Consider the following 20,337-nt stretch of genomic DNA (forward strand, 5'->3'; position numbering starts at 1 on the left):
GGAATGAAGTCGAATGTTGAGGGAGGGTGTTATGGGAAAGCAAACCATCATCCGATTCGAACGGGTGACCAAGCAATATGACAACGATCCACCGGTGCTGGCTGATGTCAGCTTTGAGATTGAACGCGGCAAATTCTATACGCTGCTGGGTCCCTCCGGCTGCGGTAAAACGACGATTTTGCGTATGATTGCGGGTTTTGCAGAGCCGACGGAAGGCTCGATTTATTTGAATGACAAGCTGATTAATCGTGTTCCAGCCAATGAACGACAGGTCAATACCGTTTTTCAGGACTATGCCTTATTTCCACATCTGAATGTGTTTGAAAATGTGGCTTTTGGTCTGCGAATCAAAAAGATGAACAACAAGGCCATTCAGGAGAAGGTTGCACAGGCATTGTCCTTTGTCAATCTAGAGGGCTACGACGAACGGGAAATTTCTGAAATGTCCGGGGGGCAACGCCAGCGTGTCGCCATTGCACGGGCCATCGTCAATGAGCCAGACGTTTTGCTGCTGGATGAGCCGCTATCTGCACTGGATTTAAAGCTGCGGACAGAAATGCAGTACATTTTGCGTGAAATGCAGCAGCGTCTTGGGATCACCTTTATTTTCGTTACGCATGATCAGGAGGAAGCGCTGGCGATGTCGGACGAAATTTTTGTTATGAACAAAGGGAAGATTGAGCAGAGCGGTACGCCGAATGATATTTATGATGAGCCGATCAATCGGTTTGTTGCGGATTTCATCGGCGAATCCAACATTGTCCCAGGACGCATGATTGAGGATTATCAGGTGGAGTTTAACGGTCGGCAGTTTGAATGTGTTGATGGAGGATTGCGCTCGAACGAACCGATTGAAATTGTCATTCGCCCCGAGGATTTGGAGATTACAACCGTAACAGAGGGCAAACTGCGAGTAAAGGTGGATACCCAGCTATTTCGCGGTGTTCACTATGAAATTAGCTGCTATGACGATTCTGGTCAGGAGTGGCTGGTGCATTCTACCAAGAAAGCGGAGCTGGGTAGTGAAATCGGCCTCCATTTTGACCCGGAAGCGATCCATGTGATGCGGTTCGGGGAAACAGAGGAAGAATTTGATCGGCGTCTGGAGGCCTATGAAGAGGTGGAGCAGCATGTCCGGTAATACGAGAGCAGCGTATCTGCTGCCTTACTATTTATGGATTGTGCTGTTTGTGGCAGCCCCGGTCGTGCTTGTATTTTACTATTCGCTATTTGATGTAGACGGTCATTTCACGTTCAATAACTATGTCCAATTTCTGACCCCTGTCTATTTGAGCATGACGCTTAGCTCGTTTTGGTATGCGTTGTTGATTACGATATTTTCGCTGTTCGTGGCTTATCCGGCGGCGTATTTGCTGACCCGAACCAAGCATAAGCAGCTGTGGCTGTTGCTCATTATTTTGCCGACATGGATTAACTTGCTGCTTAAAACGTATGCTTTTATCGGGATTTTTGGTGCTTATGGTCCGGTGAATGCTGTGTTGGACTTGGTCGGATGGGGTGGTCAGCAATTATTGTTTACCAGTTCCAGCTTTGTGTTTGTATCGGTTTATATTTTTGTGCCGTTTATGATTTTGCCCATCTACAACGCGCTGGAAGGGCTGAACCCTTCACTGCTGGACGCCGCGCGTGATCTGGGCGCTTCCAAGTGGACGACGTTTCGCCGGGTCATTTTCCCATTAACGCTATCTGGTGTGCGATCCGGGTGTATGGCGGTATTCATCCCGGCGCTGTCGCTGTTTATGATTACCCGTCTGATTGCGGGCAACCGTGTTATTACACTGGGAACGGCGATTGAGCAGCATTTTCTGGTCACACAGGATTGGGGTATGGGCTCTACGGTTGCGGTGTTCCTGATTTTGGCGATGGCGATCCTTATGCTGATGACCTCGGGAACGAAACGGAGGGTGCGGCATGGCAAATAAGAACCGATTCGGGAATATTTATTTGGTGCTCGTTTTTCTTGTGTTGTATGCACCTATTTTGTACTTGATGTATTATTCGTTCAATAGTGGCGGGACGATGCACCAATTTGAAGGCTTTACGCTCCAATACTACAAAGAGGTGTTTGCCGACACCCGTTTGATCATTATTGTCATTAACACCTTGGTTATTGCGTTATTGTCGTCTGCGCTGGCCACGATGATTGGCATCATGGGAGCGCTGGCTATTCACCAGATGCAGAACCGTCGGGTCAAAAATACGTTGCTGTCGCTCAACAATGTGCTGATCGTGAACCCGGACGTCATTATTGGCGCATCCTTCCTCATTTTGTTCACGATGGTGGGGATCAAGCTGGGCTTTTACTCGGTGTTGTTGTCCCATATTGCATTTAGTGTGCCGATTGCAGTCATTATGATTTTGCCGCGCCTTCAGGAAATGAGTCCATCTCTGGTGGATGCGGCCCGGGATTTGGGTGCCAGCCGGATGGATGTGCTAACCAAGGTCATTTTACCTTTTATCAAGCCGGGGATTTACGCGGGCTTCTTTATGGCGTTAACGTACTCGCTGGACGATTTTGCGGTGACCTTTTTTGTGACAGGCAGCGGCTATTCGACCTTATCGGTGGAAATTTACTCGCGTGCCCGCCAAGGGGTTTCCCTGTCCATTAATGCGCTGTCCACGCTCATTTTCCTGTTTACCGTGCTGTTGGTCGTGGGTTACTACTTTATTATGCGTAAGGCGAATCGGAATGGGAAAAAGGAGCCTGCGGCGGAAATGGGGGTACCTAGATGAAGTCGCTTGTGCGCGTGTTTCTGTCGATTTTTATCGTCTCGTTCAGTCTGATGGGGGTGGCGGCATGGCTCAATTCCAGTCAAGGCTATTCCGGTGGCAATACGCTGACGGTCTACAACTGGGGAGACTATATCGACCCTGATCTGCTGGTAAGGTTCCAGAAGGAGACGGGGATTACCGTCATTTATCAGACATTTGACTCCAATGAGGCGATGCTGACGAAAATTGAGCAGGGAGGAACATCGTTTGATGTAGCGGTTCCTTCGGAGTATGCTCTGGCTAAAATGAAGCAGGAGCACCTGTTGCTCCCGCTGGATCACAGCAAGCTGCCGAATTTGAAGCATGTGGATGCTCATTTTCTGAACCTTTCGTTTGACCCGAGAAACCAATACTCTGTGCCGTATTTTTGGGGTACGGTTGGCATTGTGTTCAACCCGGAGCTAACGAAAGGCATTGATTTTCATAGCTGGGATGGTCTGTGGAATCCGAAGCTGCGTAACAATCTCCTGCTGGTCGATGGTGCGAGGGAAGTCGTGGGTATGTCGCTGAACAGCCTCCACTATTCCTTGAACGATACGAATGAGGCGCATTTGCAGCAGGCTTTAACGAAGCTGGAGAAATTAGCGCCCAATGTGAAGGCCGTTGTCGGTGACGAGATTAAAATGCTGCTGGCAAACGAGGAAGCTGCTGCCGGGGTTGTGTGGTCCGGCGATGCGTCCGAAATCATGGATGAGAACGACAAGCTGGATTACATCGTGCCGGATGAAGGCTCCAACCTGTGGTTTGATAACATGGTTATTCCGAAAACCGCTACCCATGTGGACGCGGCCCATAAATTTATTAATTTTATGATGCAGCCCGATGTAGCCGCCCAAAATGCCGAGTTTGTAGGTTACTCCACGCCTAATGCGGATGGAAAGAAGCTGTTGCCCAAAGATATATCCGGTGATGAGCGCTTCTATCCTCCATCTGAGATTACCGATAAGCTAGAGGTCTACGACAACCTGGGCAAGCGGATGCTGGCTCATTACAATGAATTGTTCCTGCAATTCAAAATGCATTTAAAATAAGAGAGTGATAGGGGCGCGTGCGTGGATTCAGGTTTGAGCTTTAAAGGCCGCTACGGTGGTGGATGGTGCTTACCATCGCTGTTAAATTCCGATTTTTTTGATTTGAAATATAAAGGTGAAAATCGAAATTTAAAGGCGACCGCTTCGCTTGTCCAGCACCATTCCGCCTCCTCCGCTGCGTTGTGCTTAAAGCTAACACGAATGAATCCCACGCCGATGTTGAGAGAATATAAAACAGGCTCTTGAATCACCTGTACGGGTGATTCAAGAGCCTGTTTTATATTCTCTCACCGTGCAAAGCGGTGAGAGGGGCACTTCTTTTCCCTGCGCCCCACATACTTAAAGAGATTTGAGGGACTTTAAGGCGGGTAGTAGCGAAGCGGGCCATTTGAATCTGAAGAAGCGATAGCGTTCGCCTTTGCAGGGGGATTCTTACCACTAAATGTCTTATACAATCCAAGAATCCCCCTGCAACAGCGATCGGAAGATCAAATGGACCGCGAAGCGCTTCCTCCCACCTTAACGCCCCACAATCCCTTTAACAAACATCTCTATTTTATCCAATCCCTGCTCCAGCACATCCTGTCCGTAAGCATAGGACAACCGAATGTATCCTTCGCCATAGGAGGAAAAGGCATCTCCGGGCACGACAGCCACCCCATGCTCTTCCAGCAGCTTCAGGGTGAAATCCATTGAGCTTAAGCCAAAATGGGCGATAGAAGGAAATAGATAAAAGGCCCCCTCGGGTTTTTCGAGTGGAATGCCCATGTCTGTCAGCCTTCCATGCACATAATCACGGCGCTTGCGGTATTCCTCGCGCATCGGAAGTGCATCGTCGATACCGACGGTCAAGGCTTCCAGCGCAGCATATTGGCTGATCGAGCTGGCACAGGTCACGTTGTACTGATGAACTTTGACCATGTGCTGTGTGATTTCAGCAGGTGCAAGCGTAAAACCAATACGCCAGCCCGTCATGGAGTGCGATTTGGATAGGCCGTTGATGACGATGGTGCGTTCCCGCATGCCTGGAAGGGCAGCAATAGACACGTGTGACGCATCGTAAATCAGTTCGCTGTATATTTCATCTGAAATGATAAACAGATCGCGGTCTCTCAGTAAATCTGCCACAGATTCCAACTCTTCACGGCTCATGACTCGTCCGGTTGGGTTCGAAGGGTATCCGAGGATGACGGCTTTCGTCCGTTCGGTCAAATAAGGCTCCAGTACCTCGGCGGTCAGCTTAAAGCCGCTGTTGCGGGTGTCAGCCAGCACGGGCACGCCACCTGACAAGCGAATCAATGGCTCGTATCCGGGGTAGATGGGCACAGGCAAAATGACTTCGTCACCGGGTGACAAAATCGTACGCAAGGCAATATCCAGCGCTTCGCTGGCTCCGTTCGTTACGATAACCTCATTCTGTCCACGGTAATTCAGTCCGTATTTATGGGATACAAACGCCGCTGCCGCTTCTCTCAGTTCGGGCAGTCCCGGATTTGGCGTATAGGAGGTGCGTCCTTCGTTAATCGCCTGGTGGGCAGCTTCCATAATATGCGGAGGGGTAGGGAAATCCGGCTGTCCAATTGTTAAGGACAGGGTTCCTGGCAATGCGGCAACTTTATTGGCAATCTTGCGAATGCCGCTGATTTGAATGTTTTTAACCTGATCGTTAAGCAAATGCTCCATAGCGTGTGTGCCACCTTTTTCTGTATTAGAATAAGTTTACAATAATTTGATCTCATGATGCTACGGCGGGAAGCCTTCGTTTTACATCATTCAGGTACTGGTTTGATTATTTTATGGTATATTTAAACATAGAATATATATTGTAAGCGTGATCATATCCAAAATTGGGGGGAGTGAGTCTTTTGATGAAACAAGAGTACATAGCGGTAACGTTACTCGAGAAATTAAAAAGGTTCGGGATCGCATGGCTCAGTGTGGCGCTGGTGCTGTCGGGTGGAGGTCCCGGGTTACTGTCCGATGGAAAAGCTTCAGCAGAACCTGCATCTTTAGTAGAGACGGAGGTGCAATCATCACCTACGTCTGTGGGGACAAGTGTATATGCAGATGTCTATGTGCCGGGTAAGCTCCGTATCCATGATATACAGGGAGCGACTCATCGTTCACTTTATGAGGGGCGAAAGGTAAAGGATGTCGAAGGAATGGTGACGATGGTGAAAGGAAGCAGCTTCTTTATCCAGGAGGCGGACGATAAGGTGGATCAGGATGACAAAACATCCGAGGCCATTTTAGTGTACAAGCCTGGCAGCGGTGTGCAGGTTGGGGATGAGGTACGGGTCAGCGGCTTTGTGAAGGAATATACAGAAAGAACCTATGCCAGCAAGCCAGTCGATCTGACGACCACAGAAATTGTAGCTTCTTCGGCTTCGGTGATCGCCAAGGATCGTCCACTGCCGACTCCGATTTTGCTTGGAAAAGAGGGACGTGTCATGCCGACATCTGTTGTGGATAATGACGGAATGATGGTGTTTGATCCGCAGGAGGATGGTTTGGACTTTTTCGAAAGTCTGGAGGCCATGCGCGTAGAGTTGAAGGATGCACGTGTAATCGGTCCATATGGTTATGAAATTCCGGTCAGGATTGATAACGGAACGAACACAGGCGAGGTATTGACCGAAGCAGGTGGATTGATGCTGACTGAAGCAAGTCTGAATCCGCAGCGGATTTTGATCGACGCCAAGCCTGCGGTTCCGTTGAAAACAGGAGATCGTTTTGCGAGTCCCATCACGGGAGTTGTGAGCTATAGCTTTAGTAATTTCAAGCTGTTGCCTGAGCGTCTGCCGGATATTGTGTCAGGGGGTCTCCAGCCAGCCAGCACACGTCTGGTACAGGATGATCGTAAGCTGACGGTCGCTTCCTTTAACGTGGAAAATTTCGATCCCGGTGATGGAAAACGGATTGACCAGCTCGGACAGGCTATCGCCGCGAATTTGAATCACCCGGATATCGTAGGACTGTTGGAGGTTCAGGACAATAACGGCGAGAAGAATGACGGCACCACAGATGCTTCCGAAAGCTTTCGGGTGCTGATTGAGGCGATTCGTGCTCATGGAGGGCCGGAGTATGCTTTTACAGATATAGCTCCTGAAAATAATAAGGATGGCGGCGCTCCCGGCGGCAATATTCGGGTCGGATTTCTCTACAATCCGCAACGTGTCATGCTGACGGACAAGCCGAAGGGAGATTCGGTTACATCTGTGACCTATGGAGAGCAGGGGCTTTCTCTCAATCCCGGTCGTATTGATCCGCTGAATGCGTCATTTAAATACTCACGCAAGCCGTTGGCCGCTGAATTTGAGTTTGAAGGTCAGCAGGTGATTGTAATCGCGAACCATTTTAATTCCAAAGGGGGTGATCAGGCGCCATTCGGAGGGATTCAGCCACCCGTACGAAGCAGCGAAATACAGCGGGCGAAGATTGCAACGATTGTGAATGGTTTTGTGAAGTCCGTGTTGGCAGTAAAACCTCAGGCCAATATTGTGGTACTAGGGGATTTGAATGATTTTCAATTTTCGGAAACGCTCGCTCGGGTACGGGGACAGGAATTGACGAATCTGGTAGATAAGCTGGATGAGAAGGAACGGTATTCGTATATTTATGGGGGAAATTCGCAAACACTGGATCATCTACTGGTCAGTCCGTCCATAAGTGAATCATCCGTGCTGGATATTGTTCATATCAATGCAGACTTTAGCGCGGCGGACGGGCGGGTAAGTGATCATGATCCATTGGTTGCTCAAATTGGCTTGCCACGCCAAACAGTGGAACCGCCGACAGATGGCGGGAGTGGTCGGAATAAACATGATGATCAGCAGGAGAGTAATGGCAGCAACAACACCGGCGGTAACGCGAGTGGAACGACGAATAACGGACAGGGTGAGATTGCGAATAGCGGGCAGAATGGTAACGGTTCGTCAGGCGCTAATGTTGTACAAGCCAAGTCCATAGTGACAGAGCAAAACGGGCTGAAAAGAGCAGTTGCACAAATACCAGCTACAGACATACAAAATGCGATTCGGAACGGGGCGAAAGGTACGCTCGTCATCCGTGCAGGAGAGCAAGCGGATGCTAAGCTATTCGAAGTGAGTCTAAACGGAGATGCTTTGGGTGCCGTCTTGAACGACTGTATTCATACTCTGCGAGTGGAAACGCCACAGGGTGGCTATGAAGTAGCAACAAGTCGATTGTCTGTTCAAAAGCTGGCTGACACCTGGCAGGTGCCTGTACAACAGATTTCCCTGAGCTTTACGGTTACGTCGAACAAAGAATTGTCTAATCGTACAGATATACCGGCAGGGCGCAAGCTGGTGCAGGCTGTGGATGTTGTGGCGGAGTTAAGAAGCGAAGATGGGCGCAAGCAACTGTTGGCAGGTAGCGATAATTCCGGTAAAGGGTATGAACGTTATTTGCTACGTGTTCCCGCAACGGTAGATATGGGCCAACTTGCTGTAGTGAGGGCATCCACCAACCAAGCCGGACAGTTGTCCTATCATCCGGTTCCCTTTATCGCTTCTGGCGAGGAACTAACTGTGTATGGACGTTCGGGTGGAACCTATGTCGTGCTGGATGGCGGAGAAGCTAATGTAAGCGGATCGTTTGGCGATATTTCCGGTCATTGGGCGCAGAAGGACATTTCACGCTTGGCAACTCGTCTGATTGTGGTAGGGGCAAATCAATCAGCATCCACCGCTAATGAGACTGGTGAGATAAGCTTATCGAACGTACGCTTTGAGCCGAATGGCCAGATACAACGCTCGGAACTGGCTGCGATGCTGGTTCGTACGCTTGGACTGGAGCATTCAGATCGCACGGTGACGGGCTTTGACGATGTACAATCGGAATCGAGGTATGCGGATTCTGTGCGTACCGCAGCCTCTGCTGGACTGATCAACGGCTATGCGGACGGAAGCTTCAGACCTGATACTCCGGTATCGAGGGAGGAGCTGGCTGTGATTGTAGAGCGGACTCTGCGCTTCGCCGGGATTGCGGAAGATACAGCGGCAGGAAGTGCCTCAGCGTCATTATCGGATGCACAAGCCATTTCTACATGGGCAGCTCCTGCTGTCAATACTCTGTCTGGCTTGGGCATTATGAAGGGAGACGGGAAAGGCCGTTTTGCCCCGGCTGTATCTGTGACGAGAGCAGAAACAGCGGCTGTATTATCTCGAACTCTGGATAAGTTGAATTGGGAACAGTAGGCACTACATCCGTACCTGAGCCGTTGCTGAGTATTTGGCGAATAACTGTGTTATATGCAGGTGATAATAGCTTGTTATACGATTTAACATGCTTCTTTTGCTATTCGACTGGAAAAGTAAGGGAATGGGAACGTATAATGAAATGGAGACCGTCTAAAGGTTCTCTTTATGTCAATTCGGCTGGTCCGGATTGAAGATCATAGTATATATGGCGGAGGTCAAAGAATATGAGGCTGGAGCATGATTTTCTAGGTACCAAGGAAGTGCCGTCAGACGCCTATTACGGTGTACAAACACTGAGGGCAAAAGAAAATTTTCCAATTACCGGCCAACGGCTGCATCCTGAGTTGATTAAAGCCATGGCCATAGTCAAAAAGGCAGCAGCAACGGTAAACATGGAGCTGACCCGCTTGCATCGTCCTAAGGCGGAGGCCATTATTCAAGCAGCTGACGAGGTTATTCAAGGACAGTTGCACGACCATTTCATCGTCGATCCGATTCAGGGCGGCGCAGGCACATCCATTAATATGAATACAAATGAAGTGATTGCGAACCGGGCGCTGGAACTGATCGGCAAGCAGCGTGGAGATTATCAGGAGATTAGTCCCAACAACCATGTCAACATGGCGCAATCGACAAACGATGCTTTTCCTACGGCTGTCCATCTGGCTGTTCTAAGTATGATTGATAAGCTGTTGGCCACCATGAGTGAGCTTCAGGAGGCATTTTCCCGTAAGGCGAAAGAGTTTGACAGTGTGATTAAAATGGGCCGAACCCACTTACAGGATGCAGTACCGATCCGGCTAGGACAGGAGTTTCAGGCTTATGCGCTTGTGCTGGGCCGTGATATCGGACGTGTCCGTGCCACGAAGCAGCATTTGCTGGCGGTCAACATGGGCGCAACTGCGGTAGGCACCGGCTTGAACGCAGATCGCCGTTATATTCAGCGTGTCGCCAAGGTGCTGGCGGAAGTAAGTGGTTTCCCTGTAGAGGCTGACGAAAATCTCGTCGATGCCACTCAAAACACAGATGCCTATACGGAAGTGTCTGCCGCATTAAAAATTTGCATGATGAACATGTCCAAGGTGGCAAATGATATTCGCCTGATGGCCTCGGGGCCGCGTGCTGGTCTCGGGGAGCTGAGTCTGCCCGCCCGTCAGCCGGGTTCATCCATTATGCCGGGTAAAGTAAATCCGGTAATGTGTGAGGTCATCAACCAGATTGCTTTTCAGGTGATTGGGAATGATCATACGATCTGTCTCGCTTCCGAGTCGGGTCAGCTAGAATTGAATGTGATGGAGCCTGTTCTTGTCTACAATCTACTGCAATCGCTGGAAATTATGAAGCAGGGCTTTCATGTCTTCCGTATTCATTGTGTGGACGGAATTGAAGCGAACGTGGAGCGGTGTCGTGAATATGTCGAAAACAGCGTAGGCATTATAACCGCGCTCAATCCCCACCTCGGATATGAGGTCGTATCACGCATCGCCCGTGAGGCGATTACAACTGGTAAATCGGTACGCGAGTTGTGTCTGTTATATAATGTACTGACTGAGGAAGAACTGGACATTATTTTGGACCCGTATCAAATGACTCAGCCGGGCATTGCCGGAGAGTCCCTGCTGAATCGGGAATAATATTGCGGGGTTTAGAATATAGGCAGTTTTGAGGAAAAATGAAGACAGCCCCGTCGAATCCGGCGGGGCTGTCCTTGTGTAACACGGTGTCAGCGTGAGATGTGAAATGCCCTGCTAAGGAATACACCACTGCACGCCTATTGTAGAAAAGAGGAAGAGGAATGCTGCTGGAGCAATTATTAGCATATAAGGAATTAGGAATAGGATTCATTGTACTGCTACTGTTACTTGTACTCATCATCAGAGGACTGGTACGTCGGCGCAGAAATCGGATTTTACGTGATCTGGACCCGCGAAAAATCGGAATTCAGGATATAGACCGCATGGAGGATGGCTCGGAATTTGAGCTTTATCTGCAACGGTTTTTATCTGCGCTTGGCTACAAGGACATCTACAAAACGACCAGTAGCCGGGATTTTGGAGCGGATCTGGTGTTTACAGACCGTGAAGGTGTCAGAGTTGTGATTCAGGCCAAGCGATATGCTGTGCAAAACCCGGTCGGTTTGGGCGCGGTACAGGAAATTTACACCTCCATGCGCTATTATGCGGCTGACAAGTCTGTCGTCATCACTTCCGGACGCTACACGGAATCCTGTAAAACACTCGCTGCTGTCAACGGAGTTAAACTATTGGATCGCAACGATCTGGTGGATATGATTGACCTGTTCAAGACTAAACGTCGTGAGGAGGTCATGTACCTAATAGAAAGTAAAGACGATGTGATTGCCTCCAAATGGAGCAAGAGCAAATGATAAAAGGGACTGAACTACCGGGCAACGAGATGAAAGCCTGGTAGTCAGTCCCTTTTATGTTTAAACATAATGCATGTACTTATGGAGAACTGAAAATATTACCTTATTATACTTTTTCTATTATAATAAGTTTACAGGAAATCTTATGAAAAAAAATGTCTTTATAACCGATATAAAGATGTTGGGAATTTACAAATTATGAGAGGTGATATGTCATGAAGAAACGGGTTCAGTTATTAACATTGAGGTGGGTTCCCCTTGTCACTATTTTTGCCTTACTGCTGGGTGGATGTGGACAGCCAGTAGCACAAACTAAGGCGCAACCCATTAAAGTAGGAATTGTGCTGTCAGATATCGGTCTTGGTGACCAATCTTACAGCGACGCGACTTTTCGGGGGTTGGTCAAGGCACGGGACGAGGGGGAAATCGTTTTTGAATATCGGGAAATTTCCGAGACCAAGACATATGATGCTGCTTTTGAACAGCTTGTTCAAGAAAAATCTGATTTGATTATCGGGTTAGGGTACATGGTGAAAGAAAGTTTGGAAACCGCTGCGAAAAAATATCCGGATCGCAAATTTGTAATTGTAGATGAAAAATCCAATTTACCGAATGTGGCTTCCATTAATTTTAAAGAAGAAGAGGGCAGCTTTTTGGCAGGGGTCGTTGCAGGAATGACGAGCCGTACCGATCAGGTAGGCTTTATCGGGGGAGTGGAGTCTCCGCTGTTAAAAAAGTTTGAGGCCGGATATCGGGAAGGGGTTCGCTCCGTTAAGCCTGATGCACAGGTTACTGCTAAGTATGCGGGAGATTTCGGCAAGCCGGAGTTGGGTACGGAGATTGCACGCGATATGATAGATCAGGATCGAATTGATGTGATTTATGCGGCGGCAGGCCTTACGGGCGTGGGTGCACTACAGGAGGCGCAGAAGCAGCAAAAGTTCGCAATTGGGGTCGACAGCGACCAGTTTTTCATTGCGGAAAAAGCAGTAGTGACCTCCATGATTAAAAATGTGGATGTCGCCATTTACACGGCAGTCAAAAGCTTTGCAGATCATCAAAGAAAATTTACGGACCAAAATATGGTGTTCGGTCTTGCGAAAGAAGGCATCGGTTTGGCGCCTATACGTGTTTTGACATTGAACCCGGATCAGCAAAAGCTGCTGGATGAATTGAAGGAACAGGTTAAGTCCGGCAGTCTTACTGTGCCCACCCAATAAATTTTCGTAAACGGAGGATGATCCCTGATGAAACTGCAAGGCAAACTGGTGCTTAACGCGATGGTTTCCCTGATCGCATGCCTGGCTTTAGTAGCCTATATTATTTTTGAATTGATCCGTATCAACTCACAAAGCAGTAGTCTCGTTCCAGCCATGCTGAATGTACAGCAGCTCAATGCTTATTTGATTCAGTCAGGACAGGCGCTGCAAAACTACTCTTCTTCCATGACAGAGGGCAACAAGACGGATGTGCAAAATCAGCTGGGGCAGGCGGAAAAAACGATTACTTTGCTTTCGCAAGGCATGATGCAGACCGAAGCGCAGCAAAAGCGTCTGAATACTGTTAAAACAAAATTCAGCGAATTGAAGACCGCGACGGAAAAAGCGATGAGCACCGGAAGCAGCCCTGAATGCAAACGTAATGCGATGCGTGTACAGGGTATCCAGAACGATGTGTTCATGCTGGATATTCTAACGAAAGCGCTTTATGACGAATACACAGAGGAATTGACCCAAAGTATCCAATGTACTTGGCAATTGGCCTTGGCAGGCGCTGTTCTGCTTCTGGTGGCAGTCGGGCTATATAATGCATATACATCCAGGCAGCTTGCCCTCAGAACTCACAAGTTGACGAATGCCGCGAAGCAAATTGCCGATGGGAATTTGACGGTGCAGCTCGCGCAAACAAAGGGACGTGATGAGCTGGACGAGCTTAACGAATCGTTCCGGGTCATGATCAGGAACTTGCGTAACATTGTGCTCTCTATTGACCAAGCGGGGAATCGTGTCGATCTGATGGCTCGGGATATTGACCAGCATAACGAGGCGATGAAGGAAATCGTGACGCAAGTTAGCACCTCAACAGAGGGACTGGCGATGGGTAGTCAAAAAATTGCCGAGGATCTGTCGACCACCGTTGGCGTTGTGGATGAGATGCAGCAGAAGTTTGAAGCGAATTTGTTGGGAACCACGCAGTCGTTCACATATAGCGAAGACGCATTGCTAGTCATTGAGCAAGGTACGCGTGTGATGAGTGATCAGCTGCGCATCGTTGCAGAAAATCGTTCAGCGATGTCCGAAGTGGAGCAGGCGGTCAAGGAACTGGAGGCTAATGCAGCCGAGATTACAACTATGACCGGTTATGTATCCGAGATTGCCAGCCAGACGTCGCTGCTGTCCTTGAATGCTTCAATTGAGGCTGCGCGTGCGGGTGAGGCTGGAAAAGGCTTTACTGTCGTAGCCAACGAAGTCAAAAAGCTGGCGAATCAGTCGGAGTCGGCGATAGAGCAAATTTATACCGCTGTCGAGGGCATTACGCAGGCTATGAACAAGGTGAAGACCTCTGTGGAGCAAAGTCAGGAGCTGTTCCGTGAGCAGGAGAAGGCAACTTCGTCTACCGGGGAATCGTTCACTGAGATTAGCGGCAAAGTACAGCAAGTTGCTAGCCAAGTCAGCAAGCTGTCGACGGATATGAATGTATCTCGGGAACTGAGCGTACAGGTACAGCAAGCTATTGAGAACATCAGCGCGATTACCCAGCAATCTGCCGCAGGAAGTGAAGAGATTACCGCCTCCACGGTGGAGCAGAAGCGTTCCTTTGAGGAATCGGCTGAGAAGGTGAAAGAGCTTCGTCAGATTCGTAAGGAGATGCAACGGGAGCTGGATCGTTTTCAGGTGGAAAAAACGGGCTAAGCAACACGAAACCAACACATCTTTTTACTAAATGATGAATATAGGATAAACCCAAAGAAGAAGCCTTACCCATGAAGGGAGGCGTCTTCTTTTTTATTAAAAGTGTCTAATTCTTGACCATCATAGTAATCTTTCATCGTTCTTTGTAGAGCTAATAGGAAGGGAATTCCACGTCTTACGTCAAATAGATTTAGGGAGTATATGTTAGCCCAAAGAGACAGGCAGCACCGTATACGATGACTTGACTGGTTTGCGAGTGAAAAAAGCATGTGCATTAATGCGCGAAACGCATCTGAAAATCGCAGAGATTGCTGATCAGGTCGGCTACCGGAATGAGAACGACTTTAACTGTGTATTTCGGAAACATAAACAGCTAGGTACCTGGGTAATTTAGGTAAATAAGCAGATGTTCCAATGGATATGCAGATTCGTCAAAAGGTTGGCATTTTGGGGATTTGGAAGATAAATTCGAAGATTAAGCGATAGCTGTAGCCCCCCGCGTTGTGGTACATTGACTTCATGTAAACGCAAATATCATGACCGAAAACGTCTGGGGATGAATACGGGTGCGTGACTGGCCTAGTTCATTTTTCGGAAAAGAGGAAGCGTAATGAAGAACAAGCCATGGCAAAAATATGTGCTGGTTGCGGCAGGAGTGGCTTTTCTTTCTGCCTTGAGTATCAGTAAATATGTGGATCAACACGCTTTGCGTGACCACGGTGGTGCATTTCCTATGAAGCCCATCACGCTCGTCGTTCCTTATGCGGCGGGCGGCGGTACGGATATCACGGCAAGAGCATTGGCGAAAGCCGCCGAAAAGCATCTCGGTCAGCCGATCATCGTCGTTAATCGGACGGGTGGAGGCGGTTCGGTCGGGCTGATGGAAGGGGGTGAGGCGCAGGCGGACGGTTATACTGTAACGTATCTGGTTGCGGAGCTGACCACACTGCCACATCTGGGACTGCTGCCCCTCACCTATGAGCGCTTTAAACCGCTGGTCCAAACCCATATGGACCCTTCTGCCATCACGGTTAGAGCGGATGCGCCCTGGACGACGGCCGAAGCATTTTTGGAGGACGCTCATGCTCATCCCGGCAAGCAGAAAATAGGCAATGCAGGCACGGGGAGCATCTGGCACCTCGCTGCTGCGATGCTGGAGCAAAAAAGCGGAGTCCGCTTTACCCATATCCCCTATGAGGGAGAAGGGTCAGCCGTTTCAGCGTTGATGAGCGGCTTCGTGGATGCTGTGCCGGTCAGTCCTACGAAAGTGAAAAAGTATGTGGACCAAGGGGACCTGCGCATACTGGCGATACAGGCAGACACTGTTTCGGAAGCGTTTCCAAGTGTGCCGACGTTACAGCAGGCTACTGGGCTGAGTATACATTTTATCGGGACTTGGAGAGGGCTGGCTGTGCCCAAGGATACGCCGGATGAGATTGCTCAAATCCTAGCGGACGCACTGATCAAGGGGACGAAAGATGAGGAATTCAGGGAAGAAATGCGTAGGCATGGATTGGGGCTGCGTGTTAAGGATGCAGAAGCATTCGCACGGCAGTTGAAGGAGAGCCATGACACTTTCGCAAGGTTGATTCCCGAACTTGGCTTAAGCCGCAAGTAACACGGACTTGTTTTTGCGCTGGCAAAGACGAAAGAGTTGAATGAAGTTATGAAAATCAAGCATAGCATGGATAAAATTCCGGGTGGCATTATGTTAGAGCCGCTGTTTATTGGGGCGTTGTGTTTTTTTTGTATGTTGTTCTAAAGTGCTTCTGCAAACATACATATGTAAGCAGAGGAGCGTGATGGAATTGGAAAACAAGGTACGTCGCTACTTTTATATGGTTTTTCAATTTTCGTTGTGTTGGCTTCCTGTCATGGGTTCACGTTGTACTGGTTGCTATTCCATAAGGAAACAAACAGCAACGCAGTCCTTCGTGTTTGTCTGCTGGTGATCCTGCTGTTTTCGGTCATTAGCTTTACGCTAGTTTTTATCAATTATGGTATTTGGCTGTTGCAATTTTTGACGGAGAGACGAGGTAGGGAAGTTCGATTGTAGGGGAAGTATCAAAGGAACATGAAAAGAGCTGACTCCCGTTTGCGGTGGGTCAGCTCTCTTGTACTGTTGTTACCCTTGGCCGTTAAGCACTTGCCAAAGCTCCTTGACCGTGTCCTCATTCATTTCCGTTGTTGTGGCAAGTCCCTGATCAAAGTCTCCACATAAGGTCAACAATGCTCCAGCAATAGCTGAAAGCATTCCTGATCGTCCACCTCCACGCTATATTCAGCTACTTATCGGATAACCCTTTTCCCATCCCTTTGAGAAAATGAATGCCAAAACCCATCGCCCGGTTTACATCCGGATCATTCATAGCCTTCATGAGATCGCGCAGGCGTGTTTTTTTGTTCTGTTTTAAATGATCTTCGGCTTCGTTCAAGCCTGTAGTGACGCTGCCCACCAGCTTTTTCATCAGTTCAGGGTCTATCTCGGATAACATGCCGGCTGCTCCCATCAGATTGTTGATGATGTTTGTCACAGGCTTGCGCGTCGCTTGTCCTACAGCGATCTTGGCAATGCTTTCTTTGGCTTTCAGCATAGACTGAGCCGCTTCGAGAAGACCGCTATCGTGCAGCTCACGTACAATTTCGAGCGTCTTCTGCAATGCCGCCCCGTTGTCTGCCAGATCAGCAGTAAGCTGATCCAGCGATTGTTTTTGTCGTTCTTCTTCTGTCAACACACGCTTCCGTACGATTGAAATAGGCTTAGCCATGAGTCCGACCTCCTTATTTTTGATCCACCAGATCGACGTAACCGGGACGATTCCATTTCCGCTCCACTTCAACCCCATTTTGCGGATGACGCTGTTTATAGCGCGGGTTGATACGTGGCAGCGGATTTTGACCATCTACCTCCAAAACTTGCATCCGTACCTTGCTTTGTTTGTAAGCTGGTGTGTTGGTGATTACATCGAATGCTCCGCCAGTTAACAGGTTCACGGCGCTGTCATGGCTGCTGGAGTGCATAGGTACGTAGATATCGGTTCCATGCATCCGGTCGGTGACGAGAACACGCAGCTTCACGGCACCATATGGCGATTCCAGACGAACCAGCGATCCGTCCTTGACTCCGCGTTCCTCCGCCAATTCCGGCGATACTTCCACAAATACACTTGGAAGCTTGAGCTGGATCCCCGGCGATTTGGTCGTCAGATTTCCTTCATGGAATTGTTCGAGCAGTCGGCCGTTGTTTAAGGTAAGATCGAACTCAGCCGGGTATTGTTTAGGAGGTACATATTCGAAAAGACCGAGACGTGCCTTTTTATCCGGGAAGTTAAAGCCATTGGTGTGCAGAAGTGGTGTGTTGCTGCCATCCGGCGATCCCCAGTGGAAGCTGTTCCAGCCTTCCAATACGTCATAATTACATTGGGAGAAAAATGGAGTGAGTGACGCCATTTCCTCAAAAATTTCGCTCGGATGGCTGTAGTTCCAATCAAATCCCATCTGCTTCGCAAATTGGCTGAAAATCCACCAGTCCGGTTTGCTATCTCCTACAGGTTTGAGCGCCTCATATAACCGCTGCACACGACGTTCGGTGTTCGTAAAAGTTCCATCTTTTTCGAGCGAAGGTACGGCTGGCAAAATGACATCCGCGAATTCGGCTGTTTTGCTCAGGAATACATCCTGAACGACGAGGAAATCCAAATTCGCCAGCATTTCCTGTGTATGGTTGGAGTCTGCATCCACCCACGCCATTTCTTCTCCGGCGATATACATCGCTTTCAGCTCACCTGTTTCAATGGCCTCCAGCATTTGAATATTGTCCAGTCCGCGTTGGCCTGGAATGTGTACCCCGTAGGCCGCTTCGAACTTGGCACGAATGTCATCGTTGGTGACAGGCTGATAGCCAGGGAAAATATCCGGCATCGTGCCCATATCAGCAGCGCCTTGAACATTGTTATGTCCGCGAAGCGGATACGCGCCTGCACCTGGACGCATAAAGTTTCCGGTCACCAGCAACAGGTTGGCAATCGCAATAGAGGTGTAGGAGCCTGCGATGTTTTGCGTTACACCCATGCCCCAGCAAATGACAGTGCCGTCGGCTTCATGGACCATAGTCGCTACCTCAATCAGCGTCTCTTTGGAAATGCCCGTCTCTTGCTCTGCAAATTCCAATGTAAAGTTCTCCAGCAACTTCAAATATTCGGGATAAAAGTTTACGTGTTCTTCAATGAATGTTGCGTCATGCCAGTTTTGTTCAATGATGTACTTGGTTACAGCGGATAACCATACATAATCTGTCCCTTGCTTCGGACGAATGAATAAGTCCGCACGATCCGCCATTTCATGTTTGCGCAGGTCGACCGCGATCAGCTTTTGACCGTGAAGCTTATGCGCACGTTTAATACGGGTAGCCAGCACCGGATGTCCTTCTCCCGGCGCACAGCCGACCAGCATGACCAGACCTGCTTTGGCAATGTCTTTAATCGTACCGCTGTCGCCGCCAATGCCTCCGGTGTGTTGCAGCCCCCATGAGGCAGGGGATTGGCAATACCGCGAACAGTTATCGACGTTATTCGTTTGGAATACCTGACGCGCCAACTTTTGCATCAGATAATTTTCTTCATTCGTAAATTTGGACGAGGAAATAAAGCCGAGCGCCTCGCCGCCGTGTGTTTCTTTAATAGCACCCATTTTGCTGGCCATCAGGCTTAGTGCCTCTTCCCAGGTCGCTTCCACAAATTCGTCACCTTGACGAATTAAAGGGCTGGTCAAACGCTGATCACTGTTCACAAAATCCCAGCCGAATTTTCCTTTAACGCATGTTGAGATGCCGTTCACAGGTCCTTCAGAGGTAGGCTGTATCTTCAAAATTTTGCGCCCTTTGGTCCAAACCTCAAAGCTGCAACCTACGCCGCAAAAGGTGCAAATGGTTTTGGTTTTTTTCGTACGGGTTTCACGCATGGCTGCTTCTGCTTCGGAAATGGCAAAAATACCGCTATAGCCCGGCTCCACTTCCTTAATTAAATCTACCATCGGATTTAACAAATCCTTCTCTATGCTGCTCATGAAGCCTGCTTCACCCAGCATGGATTTCTCCATCAAGGCGTTACAAGGACAGACCGTTACACACTGACCGCAGCTGACGCACGAGGAATCGTTAATTGCAGCACCATCATCCCAAATGACGCGAGGGCGTTCTGCTCCCCAGTCGAGAGACAGGGTTTCGTTGACCTGAAGGTTTTGACATACCTCTACGCACTGACCGCAGGCAATACACTGATTCGGATCATAGCGGTAAAACGGATGGGACATATCGACTTCCGTCGGATCAACCTTGGGCTGATATGGATATTTTTGATGTTCAATTTCCATAAGCTCTGCCGTATTATGCAAGGAGCAATTACCATTGTTGTTATCACACACGGTGCAGTAGAGGAGGTGATTTTCCAACAACCGATCCATTGCTTCGGTTTGGGCCTCTTTGGCGCGGTCCGAGTTTAATTGAATATTCATTCCGTCCGCAGCGAGCGTCGAGCAGGAGCGAACGAGCTTGCCGTTGACTTCCACGATACAGGTATCACAGGTGCGGATCGGATCGACCTCGGGAACATAACATAGTTGAGGATGGGCGATGTTGTTTTCGTTAATGACTTCAAGAATCGTTGCGCTGTCTTTTGTTTTCAGTTCCTGTCCGTTTAATGTAATTTTGATTGTACTCTCAATCACGGTTCGGGCTCCTTTCAAATTTGAAATTTAAAAATTAGAAATAAAAAAACTCCACCATAAGCACAAGTGCTCGTGATGAAGCACTTGTGTTTATGGTGGAGTAGTGACCAGGCTCTAGGTCCTGGAGGCCAATCCGCCATATGCGTATGTATTAATAACAAACGGTACACACCGCCTGTATATCAATAACTTGAATATGTCATTTTCTGCATGTATCCAGTGTAACTATAGCGTAAAATTTAAGATTGTTCAACGGTACATTATTAAAA

The 20,337-nt window shown here is 48.8% G+C and carries 16 protein-coding genes; 12 read left to right on the forward strand and 4 right to left on the reverse strand.

Annotation, left to right across the window (positions count from 1 at the left end):
- Positions 1 to 31: 31 nt before the first annotated feature.
- Genes ACWGOO_RS05140 through ACWGOO_RS05160 form a run of 5 tightly spaced genes read left to right on the forward strand, consistent with a single transcriptional unit; the run spans position 32 to position 4,070 of the window.
- Complete coding sequence (locus ACWGOO_RS05140; protein WP_452481725.1) at positions 32 to 1,141, forward strand: ABC transporter ATP-binding protein; 1,110 nt, start codon at positions 32 to 34, stop codon at positions 1,139 to 1,141.
- The gene (locus ACWGOO_RS05145) at positions 1,131 to 1,943 is read left to right on the forward strand and encodes an ABC transporter permease (RefSeq protein ID WP_452481726.1); all 813 of its coding nucleotides are present in this window, start codon (positions 1,131 to 1,133) and stop codon (positions 1,941 to 1,943) included. The genes ACWGOO_RS05140 and ACWGOO_RS05145 overlap by 11 nt, the downstream gene beginning before the upstream one ends.
- Positions 1,933 to 2,754, forward strand: a complete 822-nt coding sequence (locus tag ACWGOO_RS05150) for an ABC transporter permease (RefSeq protein ID WP_452481727.1) — start codon at positions 1,933 to 1,935, stop codon at positions 2,752 to 2,754. The genes ACWGOO_RS05145 and ACWGOO_RS05150 overlap by 11 nt, the downstream gene beginning before the upstream one ends.
- On the forward strand, positions 2,751 to 3,824 hold the full coding sequence (locus tag ACWGOO_RS05155) for an ABC transporter substrate-binding protein (protein ID WP_452481728.1): 1,074 nt from the start codon (positions 2,751 to 2,753) through the stop codon (positions 3,822 to 3,824). Before ACWGOO_RS05150 ends, ACWGOO_RS05155 begins: the two co-directional genes overlap by 4 nt.
- Positions 3,825 to 3,845: 21 nt before the next feature.
- On the forward strand, positions 3,846 to 4,070 hold the full coding sequence (locus ACWGOO_RS05160; RefSeq protein WP_452481729.1) for a hypothetical protein: 225 nt from the start codon (positions 3,846 to 3,848) through the stop codon (positions 4,068 to 4,070).
- A 273-nt stretch (positions 4,071 to 4,343) separates the two neighbouring features.
- Here ACWGOO_RS05160 and ACWGOO_RS05165 read toward each other — a convergent pair whose 3' ends face one another.
- Positions 4,344 to 5,507, reverse strand: a complete 1,164-nt coding sequence (locus ACWGOO_RS05165) for an aminotransferase A (protein WP_452481730.1) — start codon at positions 5,505 to 5,507, stop codon at positions 4,344 to 4,346.
- Between the two features lie 185 nt (positions 5,508 to 5,692).
- Between ACWGOO_RS05165 and ACWGOO_RS05170 the strand changes: the two genes are divergently transcribed.
- The 7 genes from ACWGOO_RS05170 (at position 5,693) to ACWGOO_RS05200 (ending at position 15,962) form a co-directional block, all read left to right on the forward strand.
- The gene (locus tag ACWGOO_RS05170; RefSeq protein WP_452481731.1) at positions 5,693 to 9,043 is read left to right on the forward strand and encodes an S-layer homology domain-containing protein; all 3,351 of its coding nucleotides are present in this window, start codon (positions 5,693 to 5,695) and stop codon (positions 9,041 to 9,043) included.
- Between the two features lie 227 nt (positions 9,044 to 9,270).
- Positions 9,271 to 10,680, forward strand: a complete 1,410-nt coding sequence (aspA, locus tag ACWGOO_RS05175; RefSeq protein ID WP_452481732.1) for an aspartate ammonia-lyase — start codon at positions 9,271 to 9,273, stop codon at positions 10,678 to 10,680.
- Between the two features lie 161 nt (positions 10,681 to 10,841).
- Positions 10,842 to 11,432 (forward strand): restriction endonuclease, encoded by a 591-nt coding sequence (locus ACWGOO_RS05180; RefSeq protein ID WP_452481733.1) that lies wholly within the window; start codon positions 10,842 to 10,844, stop codon positions 11,430 to 11,432.
- Between the two features lie 215 nt (positions 11,433 to 11,647).
- Entirely contained in the window at positions 11,648 to 12,652 is a 1,005-nt protein-coding gene (locus ACWGOO_RS05185) for a BMP family lipoprotein (RefSeq protein WP_452481734.1), read from the forward strand.
- 27 nt (positions 12,653 to 12,679) lie between these two features.
- On the forward strand, positions 12,680 to 14,344 hold the full coding sequence (locus ACWGOO_RS05190) for a methyl-accepting chemotaxis protein (RefSeq protein WP_452481735.1): 1,665 nt from the start codon (positions 12,680 to 12,682) through the stop codon (positions 14,342 to 14,344).
- 241 nt (positions 14,345 to 14,585) lie between these two features.
- The gene (locus ACWGOO_RS05195; protein ID WP_452481736.1) at positions 14,586 to 14,738 is read left to right on the forward strand and encodes a hypothetical protein; all 153 of its coding nucleotides are present in this window, start codon (positions 14,586 to 14,588) and stop codon (positions 14,736 to 14,738) included.
- Between the two features lie 216 nt (positions 14,739 to 14,954).
- Entirely contained in the window at positions 14,955 to 15,962 is a 1,008-nt protein-coding gene (locus ACWGOO_RS05200; RefSeq protein ID WP_452481737.1) for a tripartite tricarboxylate transporter substrate binding protein, read from the forward strand.
- A 507-nt stretch (positions 15,963 to 16,469) separates the two neighbouring features.
- On the opposite strand, the gene ACWGOO_RS05205 is transcribed toward ACWGOO_RS05200, so the two are convergent.
- From ACWGOO_RS05205 to fdhF, 3 genes are read right to left on the reverse strand one after another with little or no spacing between them, the layout of a single operon-like run.
- Entirely contained in the window at positions 16,470 to 16,598 is a 129-nt protein-coding gene (locus ACWGOO_RS05205; RefSeq protein ID WP_452481738.1) for a hypothetical protein, read from the reverse strand.
- Between the two features lie 31 nt (positions 16,599 to 16,629).
- Entirely contained in the window at positions 16,630 to 17,112 is a 483-nt protein-coding gene (locus ACWGOO_RS05210) for a DUF1641 domain-containing protein (RefSeq protein ID WP_452481739.1), read from the reverse strand.
- A gap of 13 nt (positions 17,113 to 17,125) precedes the next feature.
- A complete protein-coding gene (fdhF, locus tag ACWGOO_RS05215; RefSeq protein WP_452481740.1) occupies positions 17,126 to 20,068 on the reverse strand; it encodes a formate dehydrogenase subunit alpha in 2,943 nt (980 codons plus the stop codon).
- Positions 20,069 to 20,337 lie beyond the last annotated feature (269 nt).

It is taken from the genome of Paenibacillus sp. NPDC055715 (assembly GCF_053617595.1).

Coding starts and splice junctions, on each gene's coding strand:
- ACWGOO_RS05170 (WP_452481731.1), top strand. CDS start 5,693: ATGAAACAAGAGTACATAGCGGTAACGTTACTCGAGAAATTAAAAAGG.
- ACWGOO_RS05210 (WP_452481739.1), bottom strand. CDS start 17,112: ATGGCTAAGCCTATTTCAATCGTACGGAAGCGTGTGTTGACAGAAGAA.
- ACWGOO_RS05185 (WP_452481734.1), top strand. CDS start 11,648: ATGAAGAAACGGGTTCAGTTATTAACATTGAGGTGGGTTCCCCTTGTC.
- ACWGOO_RS05140 (WP_452481725.1), top strand. CDS start 32: ATGGGAAAGCAAACCATCATCCGATTCGAACGGGTGACCAAGCAATAT.
- ACWGOO_RS05155 (WP_452481728.1), top strand. CDS start 2,751: ATGAAGTCGCTTGTGCGCGTGTTTCTGTCGATTTTTATCGTCTCGTTC.
- ACWGOO_RS05200 (WP_452481737.1), top strand. CDS start 14,955: ATGAAGAACAAGCCATGGCAAAAATATGTGCTGGTTGCGGCAGGAGTG.
- ACWGOO_RS05150 (WP_452481727.1), top strand. CDS start 1,933: ATGGCAAATAAGAACCGATTCGGGAATATTTATTTGGTGCTCGTTTTT.
- ACWGOO_RS05180 (WP_452481733.1), top strand. CDS start 10,842: ATGCTGCTGGAGCAATTATTAGCATATAAGGAATTAGGAATAGGATTC.
- ACWGOO_RS05145 (WP_452481726.1), top strand. CDS start 1,131: ATGTCCGGTAATACGAGAGCAGCGTATCTGCTGCCTTACTATTTATGG.
- ACWGOO_RS05165 (WP_452481730.1), bottom strand. CDS start 5,507: ATGGAGCATTTGCTTAACGATCAGGTTAAAAACATTCAAATCAGCGGC.
- ACWGOO_RS05190 (WP_452481735.1), top strand. CDS start 12,680: ATGAAACTGCAAGGCAAACTGGTGCTTAACGCGATGGTTTCCCTGATC.
- aspA (WP_452481732.1), top strand. CDS start 9,271: ATGAGGCTGGAGCATGATTTTCTAGGTACCAAGGAAGTGCCGTCAGAC.
- ACWGOO_RS05205 (WP_452481738.1), bottom strand. CDS start 16,598: ATGCTTTCAGCTATTGCTGGAGCATTGTTGACCTTATGTGGAGACTTT.